11 protein-coding genes are annotated in these 13,018 nt (G+C 41.6%); 5 read left to right on the top strand and 6 right to left on the bottom strand.

The window, feature by feature from the left end; translation table 11 throughout:
* Positions 1–472: 472 nt before the first annotated feature.
* Positions 473–607 carry a hypothetical protein gene (locus tag HUN01_RS36175; protein ID WP_257797985.1) on the bottom strand — a complete coding sequence of 45 codons (135 nt, stop codon included), beginning with the start codon at positions 605–607 and terminating at the stop codon, positions 473–475.
* 209 nt (positions 608–816) lie between these two features.
* Here HUN01_RS36175 and HUN01_RS19740 point away from each other — a divergent pair, with 209 nt between their 5' ends.
* Complete coding sequence (locus HUN01_RS19740) at positions 817–1,611, top strand: methyltransferase domain-containing protein (RefSeq protein ID WP_181927623.1); 795 nt, start codon at positions 817–819, stop codon at positions 1,609–1,611.
* 332 nt (positions 1,612–1,943) lie between these two features.
* On the opposite strand, the gene argJ is transcribed toward HUN01_RS19740, so the two are convergent.
* Both argJ and gatB read right to left on the bottom strand, forming a co-directional pair.
* Positions 1,944–3,185 (bottom strand): bifunctional ornithine acetyltransferase/N-acetylglutamate synthase, encoded by a 1,242-nt coding sequence (gene argJ, locus HUN01_RS19735; RefSeq protein WP_181927622.1) that lies wholly within the window; start codon positions 3,183–3,185, stop codon positions 1,944–1,946.
* A gap of 1,046 nt (positions 3,186–4,231) precedes the next feature.
* Complete coding sequence (gene gatB / locus HUN01_RS19730; protein WP_181927621.1) at positions 4,232–5,707, bottom strand: Asp-tRNA(Asn)/Glu-tRNA(Gln) amidotransferase subunit GatB; 1,476 nt, start codon at positions 5,705–5,707, stop codon at positions 4,232–4,234.
* 129 nt (positions 5,708–5,836) lie between these two features.
* Here gatB and HUN01_RS19725 point away from each other — a divergent pair, with 129 nt between their 5' ends.
* From HUN01_RS19725 to HUN01_RS19715, 3 genes are all read left to right on the top strand, one after another.
* Positions 5,837–6,058 carry a P-loop NTPase family protein gene (locus HUN01_RS19725; RefSeq protein WP_181927620.1) on the top strand — a complete coding sequence of 74 codons (222 nt, stop codon included), beginning with the start codon at positions 5,837–5,839 and terminating at the stop codon, positions 6,056–6,058.
* 99 nt (positions 6,059–6,157) lie between these two features.
* Positions 6,158–6,430: a hypothetical protein gene (locus HUN01_RS19720; RefSeq protein ID WP_181927619.1), complete on the top strand. Its 273-nt coding sequence runs from the start codon at positions 6,158–6,160 to the stop codon at positions 6,428–6,430.
* The gene (locus tag HUN01_RS19715) at positions 6,427–6,777 is read left to right on the top strand and encodes a PIN domain-containing protein (protein WP_238845486.1); all 351 of its coding nucleotides are present in this window, start codon (positions 6,427–6,429) and stop codon (positions 6,775–6,777) included. Before HUN01_RS19720 ends, HUN01_RS19715 begins: the two co-directional genes overlap by 4 nt.
* A 675-nt stretch (positions 6,778–7,452) precedes the next feature.
* On the opposite strand, the gene purH is transcribed toward HUN01_RS19715, so the two are convergent.
* From purH to HUN01_RS19700, 3 genes are all read right to left on the bottom strand, one after another.
* Complete coding sequence (purH, locus tag HUN01_RS19710) at positions 7,453–8,973, bottom strand: bifunctional phosphoribosylaminoimidazolecarboxamide formyltransferase/IMP cyclohydrolase (RefSeq protein WP_181927618.1); 1,521 nt, start codon at positions 8,971–8,973, stop codon at positions 7,453–7,455.
* A gap of 268 nt (positions 8,974–9,241) precedes the next feature.
* Positions 9,242–10,081: a cyanophycinase gene (locus HUN01_RS19705; RefSeq protein ID WP_181927617.1), complete on the bottom strand. Its 840-nt coding sequence runs from the start codon at positions 10,079–10,081 to the stop codon at positions 9,242–9,244.
* Between the two features lie 294 nt (positions 10,082–10,375).
* Positions 10,376–10,579, bottom strand: coding sequence for a hypothetical protein (locus HUN01_RS19700; RefSeq protein ID WP_069074004.1), 204 nt, complete (start codon positions 10,577–10,579; stop codon positions 10,376–10,378).
* A gap of 467 nt (positions 10,580–11,046) precedes the next feature.
* Between HUN01_RS19700 and HUN01_RS19695 the strand changes: the two genes are divergently transcribed.
* On the top strand, positions 11,047–12,957 hold the full coding sequence (locus HUN01_RS19695; protein ID WP_181927616.1) for an ATP-binding protein: 1,911 nt from the start codon (positions 11,047–11,049) through the stop codon (positions 12,955–12,957).
* Positions 12,958–13,018 lie beyond the last annotated feature (61 nt).

Below are 13,018 nucleotides of genomic sequence, written 5' to 3'. Positions count from 1 at the left end.
TCTCCTGAAAATGTAAATGTTATTTTTTATAGCTATGACAATTTAGGCAAAAAACCTTATGTTTCTTGCATTATTAATGATTAATCAAGCTATATTTTTCCAAGCGATCGCAGCCATTTCCTTAATGAAATAGCTAGCTATATAAAAACTCGGTTAATTTATTGACTCTGCTTTTCTATTGTGATGCAGAGGTGTGATTCACCTTGTTGAAATCAGTTTACAGCCTTTGAAGCCGAATTAGTTAACTCGGAGTCTCGATTTATTAAACAAATATTAGATTGGATGTATAAGGAAAAATTTATCTATTTTCCTTAACTATAGGAATAATTTTTAATATATCAACTTTTATTTATGAAGACTATTATGTTTACTTTATGATTGACTCTTTTCACTTCTTTTGTAACTTACATTTAGTAGTAATTTGTCATCTATAAGTTTTTATTTATCACAACTATTATATTATCCCTGTAATTTAGAGGCGCATTGCGGTGAGATGATAATGTCCGACTAAATACTTGTCATTACGTTCGCTCTTAGCGTTCCCGCAGGGAACGCAGCGATAGCGGAGTGAAGTAATCGCAATGATTCTGTGATTGCTTCGTTTCACTCCGTTCCACTCGCAATGATATATCATAAATGATTAAGTGGACATGATATGAGATAGTAAGACTGGGAAAGTTGGAGACCTAACTTGGAGCGCTTACTACCCAACTGAACAGGCTATATAAGGTAGATTCTTTCATCAGTAAGCATCATCTCCAGCGTTCTAAAAAGGAGTATAGGATAAAACAAAACACACCTAAAAGAGATACTGCTATGTCATCGCAAAACTATGTTTTTCAGGACAATCAGCATGATACAGAACATATCCGGCTATCTGCAATCCAGGATGAGTTTGACCCTGATTCGCGTCGCAGGCTTTCTCAAATTGGTATTGCAGCAGGATGGTCAGCCCTTGAGGTTGGTGCCGGTATGGGATCGATAATGAGTTGGATGGCGGAACAGGTGAGTGCTCAAGGAAAAGTGGTAGCAGTAGATATTGACACACGTTTTATCGAAAACACAAATCTACCTAACGTTGAAGTACGGTGTCTAGACATTGCAAAAAAAAAGCTAGATACCTCGTGCTTCGACGTATGCCATGCTCGTTACGTATTACTGCACATCCGCGATTGGAAAAAGGCTATTGAAAACATTTGGCAATCTCTTAAGCCAGGCGGTTGGCTAGTTATTGAGGAGCCAGATTTCGAGACATCTAAGGCAGTCGCTCACCCTGACAAAGAGTCAGTTAATCGGGTCAATAAAGCAATCTTGGCGATGTATGAGTCAATGGGTATTGATCCTTGCTTTGGGAGCTGCTTACCTCAAATTTTCCAGCAGCTTGGGTCTGAAAAAATCATGGTTGAAACCTATGTGCCTTTTGCAAATGGTGGGTCACGCATCTCCCAAATTATGAAGATGTCGGCACAGCATTTGGCAGAACGCTACATTGCAACTGGTGTGTGCTTGCAAGCCGATGTAGAGCGATATATCACTGTGGCAGATGACCCGTCAGTATGGGCGTACTACTACACAACAGTAGCTACAATTGGGCGAAAACCCTTGGGTTGATCCGGCTTTAAGAACCGAGCCTTCTATATCAAGCCGCAAGCGTCCAAAATATCTGTCGCGCTTGGTAGCCACGACCGGGTATAGCCAATAGTGAAAATTCTTTGAGTTGCATTCAATCTCAGTACACTTGGGTGATAATCCTCAGTCTATCTGGTTTTTGGCTTAACCGAACCGTATTGAGTTCTATATGCTTCTTAGGCATTTTCACCCGTCCAGCTACAGTATGAGAAACTGTCAGACTATTCTGATATCAATTCAATTAATGATTGCAACATATCCTTGGCTCAAGACGCGATGAATCGCGTCTCTACAAGGCAAACAATGGGAGTAGGTTACGTAGTATATTCGGCGTTAATCTTCACGTAGTCGTAACTCAAATCACAACCCCAAGCTTTACCCACGCCATAACCATTGCCAACGTTAACGGAGATTAACACCGTATCCTGTTGCAGATAAGCACCTGTGGCTGCTTTTTTCAAATAAGCACTCGCTGCTGCACGATCAAATTGCAGAGGTTGCCCGTTTTCTAACATTAAGAAATCCCCTAGCTTAATTTGCAAGTTTTCTTGCTCAAATGGTACACCTGCACGTCCGGCGGCGGCGGCGATGCGTCCCCAATTTGGATCGCGTCCAAAAATTGCAGATTTAACTAAGGATGAACCGGCGATGGTTTTGGCTATTTGTCGGGCTGAGAGTTCGTCATGAGCGCCAGTCACTTCCACTTCAATGAGACAAGTTGCACCTTCACCATCACGAGCGATCGCTTTGGCTAAATGCTGGCAAACTGCTGTTAACATCGCCTCTAATTTCTCTGCTTCTGCGCCCCATTCTATAATTGCTGGGGTGCGGGATTGACCGTTTGCCAAGGCGATTAAGCTGTCGTTGGTGCTGGTATCACCATCCACAGTAATGGAATTAAAGCTTCTATCAGCGGCCCTTGTTAACATCTGTTGCCAAAGGTGAGGCGAAACTACAGCATCACAAGTAACAAATGCCAGCATGGTTGCCATGTTGGGGTGAATCATACCGGAACCTTTGGCAATCCCACCAATTCGTACCGGGCGATCGCCTATAGTTGTCTCTAAAGCAATAGATTTTGTCACCAAGTCTGTAGTAACAATCGCTCCGGCGGCGGCATCTGAGCCTGTATCTGATAGTGCTGCTACTACTTTGGGAATCCCGCTTCGCAAAGCATCCATCTTAATTCTTTGACCAATCACGCCAGTGGAAGCCAATAACACAGATTCAGATGGAATGTTTAGGGCTTGACCTACTGCCAGAGCAGATTCTATGGTATCAAGGTTGCCTTGAGTCCCTGTAGCGGCGTTTGCTTGTCCAGCGTTGCAGAGGATGGCACGAGCGCTTTGTTTGGCTTGCAAGCGTTGGCGACAATATTCTACACAAGCAGCTTTCACTTGGCTGGTGGTGAATACACCAGCTGCGATCGCTTCTGCTTCTGAGAATATCAAAGCTAAATCTGGTAACCCCGAAGGTTTCAACCCTGCGGTAATTCCCGCCGCTTGATACCCCCTTGGTGCTGTGATGCCACCTGTTATTTCTTGCCAATCTGCCATTATTTTTCCTTATAACTATTAGGTTAAATATGTCAATTTGTGCTTAGAAAAGTTCTGAGGGCTGAGTTAGGAGTCAGGAGTTATTAGTTTTTCTATACTTCCCCTGCTTCCCAGTTTCCAATCCCCAATCTCTTTTATTTGCTGATGGCAATAATAATGCACCAGTTGGCGATTGGCATAATTGTTTTTATCTTTCGTCATAAGAAAGGTCAAAGCAAAAAAGGAGAGCTACTTAGGCCGCTCTCTAGATCATCAAGGTGCATATAATTACTGCACTCTCTCATTTATCTTCTAAGGTTTAATACTTATTAATTGAGATTATAGGACTAGTATTTGATTTATGAAAAAATCTAAGTATATGTAGGGTGTGTTACGGCTTCCGTAACGCACCAAAATCTTCGGATGGTGCGTTAGCCTACGGCATAACACACCCTACTCAAATATTTTCAGAAATCAAATATGATTCCTATATCCCTCTTCTGTCACTCTCCGAAAACATTTGCCTTTTCTAAAATCTAGAGCTTTTGTATAACAAGCGATTGCGCGATTATTTTCTAATAACAAATACAAGTCCTATTTTTTTCTAATAGTATAGCTTGTATTGATTGCCTCATGAGGCTTCTAGCGATCACTTTCCCGGAAAGTGACAGAAGAGGGATATTTCTAATAATCTTATGAGATTATCCCTAAATACTACAAACATAAAATAAAAAAGAGAGCCACTTAGGCAGCTCTCCAGATCATCAGGGTGCATCTACTTACCACAGCATATCATTTTACGTATGCGGGTTGTCACCAGCTTTTGTATGAAGATTTTGTAAAGAAGCACCGGGAAAATACTTAATTGGGGCATTGAGCATTGGGCATTGGGCATTGGGCATTGGTTAGAGGGGAAAGACTCACTACAACTCCACTCTGCACTCCTTACCCAGCGCATTTGACTTGACACAGTACTGGTCTGTCTTATTAATTACGAAGAGTGAATAAGTTTGTAGTAATCACTTCAGTGATTACTACAAACTCATAAAAAGGAATTAAACAAACTGCTAGGCGTTCAGTTTCTTCTCGACCAATTCGTTAGTCAGCTTAGGATCGGCACGTTTGTCTGTCTTTTTCAGAACTTGTCCAACAAAGAAGCCTTTGAGGTTGGTATTACCGTTGCGATACTTTTCTAGTTCTTTGGAATTGGCGGCTATAACTTCATCAACGATGGGTTCTAGTACACTAGGATCGGTGATTAACTCAAGACCTGCAAAGGCTTTCTCAGGAGAAACACCACTGAGCAAATCTGGCAACTTTTGTTTAGCTTGAGCATTGCTAATTTTGCCCGTTTCAATGCGAGTGATGATATCTGCTAAATTGATGGGAGTCAGGGCGATTTCAGTAATATTAAGTTTTTGCTTATTGAGGTGGGCTGCAATATCTTGGGTAATCCAGTTAGCAGCAGCTTTGGGATTTGCTCCAGATGCGATCGCAGTTTCAAAATATTCGGTTACTGGACGATCTTCTGTCAACACTCGCGCATCGTAAGCCGAAAGCCCCAACTCACTTTCATAATGATGGCGTTTTTGGGCTGGTAATTCTGGTAATTCGCTGCGCCATTGCTCTAATTGGGCATTTGTCACCTCAATTGGTGATAAATCTGGTTCGGGGAAGTAGCGATAATCGCTAGAACCTTCCTTCACCCGCATACTACTTGTGCGTTGAGCGCCTTCTTCCCACAGCCGAGTTTCTTGGATAATGCGATCGCCTGCTTCGATGGCGGCGATTTGGCGCTCAATTTCGTAATCAATCGCCCGTTGGATGGCGCTGAAGGAGTTCATGTTTTTAATTTCTACCTTGGTGCCAAATTCCTTTCGTCCCACTGGACGCACAGAAATGTTGACATCGCAACGCAGAGATCCTTCTTGCATATTGCCGTCACTGACGCCGAGATACCGCACAATCCGGCGTAACTCTTCGGCATATTCAGCAGCTTCTAATCCAGAACGCAAATCCGGTTCCGAGACAATTTCTACTAATGGGATACCTGCGCGATTGTAGTCTACCAGAGAATAGGAAGAACCGGAGAGGCGATCGCTACCTGCGTGTACCAATTTCCCAGCATCTTCTTCCATGTGCAGACGCGTGATTCCAATGCGTTTGCGAGTTGGATTCCCCTCAGCATCTACCAACTCAATTTCTAACCAACCGTGTTCTGCGATCGGTAAATCGTATTGAGAAATTTGGTAATTTTTGGGTAAATCTGGATAAAAATACTGTTTCCGGTCAAACTTGCTGTATTTAGCGATTTGACAATTAAGTGCCAAACCAGCTTTGACGGCGTATTCTAATACTTTTTCATTGAGTACAGGTAAAACCCCAGGCAAACCCATACAAACCGGGTCAATGTTAGTATTGGGGTCAGCACCGAATGCCGTAGAGCTATTAGAAAAAATCTTGGTGTTAGTACTTAGCTGACAATGGGTTTCTAGACCAATAATCGCTTCATACTCAGTTTTTACAGTTGTAGCAGTCGTCATAATATCACTATTTCGGCATAATCCTTCTTAGGGTACTATTGTAGCGGCGTATTGAGTTGCGCTGATGACGGTTATTTGGGTGAGTAATGCTTACCCTGTTGAGCTTGAAAAAGAAGGTGCAAACCTAAAGTGAAGAAAATCTTGATTATTGGTTCTGGGGGTGCTGGTAAATCTACCCTAGCCCGCGAATTGGGAACCATTTTAGGCTTAGAAGTCATTCACTTGGATGCTTGGTTCTGGAATCCTGGTTGGGTTGAGACTCCAAAAACTAAATGGCAAAGTATTATCCAAGACCTAACCTTGCGAGAATCTTGGATTATGGATGGTAACTATGGCGGTACTCTATATTGAGAATATTGGTAATTACGTGCTAGCCAATTACCACTACCAACGTTCAGCTACTATATATTAAAAATAATTGAAAAATTAGATAACAGAGCAAGTCAAATTATGATTGATGTAAAAACAGCAGTGAATGCTGCCTATGAATACCTAAAATCCCTACAAGATATAATGGGATCTTCATTACCAGATTTAAGACTTGAAGAAGTAGAAATTTCTGAAGACCAAAGCTTCTGGCTGATTACATTAGGTTTTGATAAACCTGAAAAAAGTCTAAGCAATATTTTTACTACTTCTCGAACATCTGAACGAGTTTATAAATTATTCAAAGTAAATTCTCAAACTGGTGAAGTAGAGGCAATGAAAATTAGAGAAGTATGAAAGATTTGATTGCTTCCCTTATTCGTCGTTATTGCCAAAAAGGGGTTTTAATTGATACAAATATCCTGCTTCTCTTTTTAGTTGGGAGTGTTAATCAAGAACGAATAACTAGATTTAATCGAACCCAGCAATTTATACCAGAAGACTATGAGCTTCTACTAGCATTTATTGCACGCTTTCAAAAGCTTGTAACAACTCCGAATATTCTGACAGAAGTTAATAGCCTTGCAAATCAACTTGGTGAACAGGAACGTTCTCAGTGCTTTGCAATATTTGCTCAATTTGTTAAAAATGTTGCTCTTTTGGATGAATACTACGCAAGTATAGGAATCATATTTGATTTCTGAAAATATTTGAGTAGGGTGTGTTATGCCGTAGGCTAACGCACCATCCGAAGATTTTGGTGCGTTACGGAAGCCGTAACACACCCTACATATACTTAGATTTTTTCATAAATCAAATACTAGTCCTATAGTTTAGATGCTGTTAATACTGAAAAATTTATCAAATTCGGACTTACTGACTGTGGAATCCTGACTTTATCTAAAGGGAAGTATCTTGTACTAACTGATGACCTCAAATTAGCAAGTTATGTTCAGAGTATAAAAATTGACGTGATTAACTTTAACAATATTCGTGTCTTTAACTGGAAGTAAAAATATGAAATTATTTTGGAAGTGTTAATTTCTATAATTTATATACACAAATTAAAAAATGCCTGGGAGTGTTGCCGTGTTTCCACCCCAGGCATTTTTTATTCTTAACTTGCTCCTCACACACAAATAGAGGATATCACTACTTCTATCAAATAGCAAGTATATTGAGTGACACATCTAAAATCGTACAAACAATCCAATTTCTGACAAATTAAAAAGCGCTTGGGAGTGTTGCCGTGTTTCCACCCCAGGCGCTTTTTATTTTTAACTTGCTCCTCACACACGACTAAAATATATCACCACTCCTATGAAAGAGCAAGTATATTGTGTGACACTTTCAAAACCGCACACTTGAGGGTCAATGATTTAGTGTAAAAAGTGACGTACACCAGTTAAAACCATCAGTAAACCTAGTTCGTTAGCAGCTTTGATTGAATCTTTATCGCGCAAACTTCCTCCTGGTTGGACGATGGCTGTAATTCCTGCGGCTGCGGCTGTTTTCACAGAATCATCGAAGGGGAAGAATCCATCACTGGCTAGAGTTGCACCTTTGGCTTTTTCTTGAGCTTGTTCTAGGGCAATTTTAACTGAGCCGACACGGTTCATTTGACCAGCACCTACTCCTAGTGTAGTGCGATCGCTTGTCACAACAATGGCATTGGATTTAACGTGTTTACAAACTTTCCACGCAAACAGCAATTCGGCTAATTCGTCGGCTGTTGGTTGACGTTCAGTTACAACTTGCCATTGACTGGCGTCAGCAATTACGTCATCGCTAGCTTGGACAAGGAAACCACCTGCGATCGCTTTTACTGTATCCTTGGGGCCACTGCTCAAATCAGCTAGAGTCAAAACTCGCACATTAGATTTCTTAGCCAGGATTTCTTCAGCTTCGGCTTCACAACTTGGTGCAACCACACATTCCAAAAATGTTTTGGTTAATTCGCTGGCTGTCGCCGCATCAATGGGACGGTTGAGTGCCACAATCCCACCAAAGGCAGAAGTAGAATCAGCATTGAAAGCTTTTTGATAGGCTTCAAAAATACTGCTTCCTAGTGCCGTACCACAAGGATTTGTATGTTTGATAATCGTTGCGGCTGGGATATCAGTGAATTCAGCAATAATTCGGCGTGCGGCTTCTAAATCAACTAAGTTATTGTAACTAAGTTCTTTGCCTTGGAGTTTTGTTGCAGCTGCCCATCCTGTTGAAGTAGTACCAGTTTGATACCAGGTGGCGGGTTGATGGGGATTCTCACCATAACGCAGAGATTGTAATTGTGTACCGCTGAGGGTGTATTGCTGTGCTTCTGCGAGATAAGATGCGATCGCTTGATCATAACTAGCAGTGTGCGAAAATCCTTTTAAAGCTGCCTTTTGGCGAAACTCTAGGGATGCTTCGCCGTTATTTTGGCGCAATTCCTGTAAATACTCGTCATACTGTGCTGGATCGCATAATACAGCGAGATGGGCAAAGTTTTTCGATGATGCCCGTAGCATTGCTGGCCCACCGATATCAATTTGTTCAACAGCTTCTAATAATGTTACCCCTGGTTTAGCGATCGTTTCCTCAAAAGGATATAGATTCACTACCACTAAATCAATCGGGCGAATTTGGTTATTTTCTAAATCTGTAATATCTTCGGGAAAATCGCGCCGTGCCAAAATCCCACCATGAATTCTGGGATGCAGCGTTTTGACTCGACCACCTAAAATTTCTGGAGAACCTGTGTAATCTGCAACTTTGGTGACAGGGAGTCCCGCATCTTTGAGGGCTTGGGCTGTTCCCCCACTGCTGATTAAATCAAAGTCGAATTCTTCAACCAAGCTACGGGCTAGGTCAATTATACCAGTTTTATTAGATACACTCAGCAGGGCTAGACGCGCCATTAATCAATTCCTTAAAAGTAGGCTAGAAGCGAAGGATCTCAAGTTTTGCATAAGCCTTGCTTCACTTCAAGACCATGAGGATTGAAGGAGACAGGAGGAAAACTGCCTCCTGCCCTCTGCCTTCCTTGATAATATTGACTCCTGTAATTTATATGCTTATACCAATTTGAAAAAAGAATGCGACAAATAGACCATTTGTAGAGACGCGATTCATCGCGTCTTTACCCAAGGATGTGTTGCTGTCGAAAATACTGGAAATAGCTAAAAATTAGGCGTTGATTGAAGCAACTGGTACAGCAACATTATTTAGGATAGGCTGACGGGTTTTGAGGTCAAATTTGAATCCATGTGGCAAGATATGAAGCTTTGCTCCACAAATTGCCAAAGACTCATCCTTCAAAATTTCGCCCATATTGTTATATGTAGCTTCTGATTCATCAACAATCGTAACCGCACCTTCACCAATCACTTCAATTTGGTTATCTGTCACCACCATAGCGGTATTTTCGTCAATACCAAATCCCAAAACAGCAGGTTCTAGTATTAAAGCTGAAATTAAGCGTCCCAAGCGTCCCCGCTGAGAGAAATGCTGGTCAATTACTACCCCTGGTAAAAATCCCATACCTGGGCCCATTTCAACAGTTTCTATCCGAGGATGTGTCTGCGAATCACCTTCCACGATCATTTTATCTGGCATCACAGCAGCACCCGCACTTGTGCCTGCGATAACTATACCTTCAGAGAAACGTTTGTGAATCGCCACATCGATTTCGGTGTCCTTGAGGATACTGGTAATTCGAGCTTGATCTCCCCCTGTAAAAAATATCCCAGTTGCTTTACTAATTGCTTCCAATGCGGTGGATGAAGATGCATCTTCGCGGGTTTCTGTATCAATAATGCGAGTATTCTCGGCTCCCAGGCGCTCAAACACTCTGATATAATTTTCTCCCACTTCTCTTGGTAGTTCCGTTGCTGCTGTCAGAATTACAATGTGCGCCTTTGTACCCCCAGCGCGTCGTACAAAATCCCGCAAAATTACGGAATCGCCATCTTTATCTTCGGCTCCGCCAATAATTACCAACTGCCGTTTAATATGACTTTCCATCATGATGCTTCCTGATTTGAGTTAGTAAATTTCACTAAACCATGACAATTAAAACTATCAAACCATCCTTATGGTAGATTACTTGATAAAAGTAGGATTAACATTTGCGATCGCAATTAGACCAAAAGATTTTTCCGAAAAATTACCTAAATTTTCACTCACTAAATAAAATCTACAACGTCAACTGCCTCTAGAGTTATTTTCTAGAGGCATTGTTGGCTATATTGCTACTTGTCGATTGGAGATTTATCGTGCAAACGTGAGTAATTTGGTATTAACTCTAGCCAATGGCAATTCCTAATGAATCCGACTTCTGTAAAGTAAGTTAGTTAAGAAAAAACGCGCTTGTTCTAGTGGTAGATGTCTGGGTTTGCCTTGGTAGACAATTTGATACTCATTCATATCTGCCCCATCTCCATGTCCAGAGATCAGCTTTTGGTGAAAAGCTTCCTCAGCAAGTTCTCGAATTTCATCTCTTAGAGCAGCTTGTGTGCTATTCATACCTTTGCTGTCTTTTTGATACCTCACTATTTATACAAATTCTTGGGTAAGCTTGCACCCTTCAAAAGTTATACCTTTGATTACTCATCAGGATGAATTGACCGTTGTTGATTCCTCTGACTTTTCACGTTATGTGGAAAAGTCCACCAAAAACCTAACCCCCTAACCCCCTTCCCGACGCGGGAAGGGGGAAAATTCAAAGTCTCTCCTTTTAGGAGAGAGATTTAGAGAGAGGTTTTCCAGATGCCGTGAAAAGTCAGGTTGATTCCTGGCTGAGGAATGGAGATTGAATTATGCCTTAAGATAGTTAAAAATACTTAACAATAGAGTTAGGGTGGGTTCTGATTAGCTTAATTGCAAAGCCATCACTCTCCAAAATAAATTTGAATCAATCTACAATCAATAAGTCTGAGAAACCAGAACTCAGAATTGAAATTTCAGGGTGTTTAGCCAAAGGTTCGTAATCAATGGTTCTACAAAAAAGCAGTGATTTAGTCCGCATTAATGCTAGAAGAACGGATGTATTCGATATTTTCAACTTCAAGCATTATATAGGGCCTAACCCTTACTTAAATATAGGGTCGCTAGTATTTGATTTTGCTCTAGTTGACTCTAGAAAGCCTTTGCCCATTGAAGATTATATTGCCAGCGTTGGCGATCGCTATCCAAATCTGCGCGATCAAACTTACGAATCCCATGCCCATCTATTTGCCCAAGTTGTATCCGAAGTCGGAAAACTGGACATGGATTTACACCTTAAGCACTGGAGTGTTAAGCCATATCCAGATTTCACACGGATTAGTGTCCAATCACTACATGAACGCACAACCAGAGAGGTCATTTACTTTGTTTGGGATTGGTTTGAAGCCATTACCCAAGACGAAGACTTCGCCTTTGATGGAGAACTAGTAAGGCTACAAGATAGATTTCGCGCATCTGTCTACGGTGGCCCTACAGTTTACGCCCTATTGCGAACAGCCTACGAGAAAGGTATTCCTGCCTTTTATTTGTGGGAAGAAGGATTAATGCAGTATGGCTTGGGAAAAAAACACGTCCGGGGGGTAGCAACAACATTTAACTGTGATAGCCATCTAGATTCGGAGTTCACTACCCGTAAAGATGACTGTAAGGCATTTTTAAATACCTTGGGTTTCCCAGTGCCTAAAGGCGATATTGTCTTTTCCGAAAAGGAAGCCTTGGCAGCAGCAAGAGAAATTGGCTACCCAGTGGCAGTTAAGCCAGTGGTAGGCCACAAAGGAATTGGCGTCACGGCTGATGTACAAGACTCAAAAGAACTGGTATCTGCTTATAATAGAGCACTAGCAGCGATTCCTGAAGATCAGCTAACCCGAATAATTGTTGAGAAAAGCATCTCAGGATCGGATTTTCGCTTATTGTGTGTCAATGGTCGATTCGTCGCCGCCACAGAACGCCGGCCAGCATCGGTTGTCGGTGATGGGTACTTAACGCTTGCAGAGTTAATTCGCCAAGAGAACCGCAAACCTGCACGTTTAGATACGCCAACCTCACCAATGAGCAAAATTCAGATTGATGAAGCGATGGAACTCTATCTAGACGAACAGCGCTTATCATTAGACAGCGTGATTGAGAAAGGACGGACTGTTTACCTGCGTAAAGTCGCCAATCTTTCAGCCGGAGGTATAAGCATCGATGCAACCCCGACAGTTCATGACGATAATATTATCTTGGCGCAAGATATTGCCCAACATTTCCAACTGACTTGTCTGGGGATTGATGTCATTACCAAAAGTCTCGCAGAATCTTGGAAATCCAGTAACTTTGCCATCCTGGAAATCAATGCTGCACCGGGAATTTTAATGCATCTGAAACCTTCTGATGGTGAAAGCGTTGATGTGCCTTCTCATATTTTAGAAACATTTTTTGAGTCAGGTACAGATGCGAGAATACCGATTATTAGCTTCAATAAAATCTCTGTTGAAGAACTGCAAACGACAATTGACCATATCCTTTTGCAACATCCCGATTGGACAATAGGCGCTGTTTGTCGTGATGCCGTTTTTGTGAATCGCTCAAAAAAAGTATTAAGCAAAGATTACAACACCAATGTCCAAACTTTGCTGCGCCATCCCAAACTTGATTTGCTGATTGCCGAGTACGCAGAAAATATCTTAGAAGAAGAGGGGATGTTTTACCAGAATAGTAATATGGTAGTTTTGGATAATCCCACCGAAACTGAAATGATTCTGGTGCGGGATGTTTTCGATGGTTCAACTGTGGTGATTAGAAAAGGCAATGATATTTCTATTCGTCGCAAAGGGTTGATTGAAGATTATACTTTGGGTGAAGATGAACCATTTACACGGGTTTATTTGAAAGAAACCGGGACGATTTTGTGAGTTAAGTAAATAGGTGATTGGGGAACTCGGCCCCCCTCTGGGGATTAGGGGCAATGGGGAC

The sequence above is a fragment of the Nostoc edaphicum CCNP1411 genome (genome assembly GCF_014023275.1).
Classification (GTDB): Bacteria; Cyanobacteriota; Cyanobacteriia; order Cyanobacteriales; family Nostocaceae; genus Nostoc; species Nostoc edaphicum_A.
This window is presented reverse-complemented; position numbering and strand designations above follow the sequence as displayed.

Bases quoted from the DNA above. Each gene is read 5' to 3' on its own strand.
- HUN01_RS19740 (WP_181927623.1), top strand. From the start codon at position 817: ATGTCATCGCAAAACTATGTTTTTCAGGACAATCAGCATGATACAGAA.
- HUN01_RS19695 (WP_181927616.1), top strand. From the start codon at position 11,047: ATGGTTCTACAAAAAAGCAGTGATTTAGTCCGCATTAATGCTAGAAGA.
- HUN01_RS19720 (WP_181927619.1), top strand. From the start codon at position 6,158: ATGATTGATGTAAAAACAGCAGTGAATGCTGCCTATGAATACCTAAAA.
- gatB (WP_181927621.1), bottom strand. From the start codon at position 5,707: ATGACGACTGCTACAACTGTAAAAACTGAGTATGAAGCGATTATTGGT.
- argJ (WP_181927622.1), bottom strand. From the start codon at position 3,185: ATGGCAGATTGGCAAGAAATAACAGGTGGCATCACAGCACCAAGGGGG.
- HUN01_RS19700 (WP_069074004.1), bottom strand. From the start codon at position 10,579: ATGAATAGCACACAAGCTGCTCTAAGAGATGAAATTCGAGAACTTGCT.
- HUN01_RS19705 (WP_181927617.1), bottom strand. From the start codon at position 10,081: ATGATGGAAAGTCATATTAAACGGCAGTTGGTAATTATTGGCGGAGCC.
- HUN01_RS19715 (WP_238845486.1), top strand. From the start codon at position 6,427: ATGAAAGATTTGATTGCTTCCCTTATTCGTCGTTATTGCCAAAAAGGG.
- purH (WP_181927618.1), bottom strand. From the start codon at position 8,973: ATGGCGCGTCTAGCCCTGCTGAGTGTATCTAATAAAACTGGTATAATT.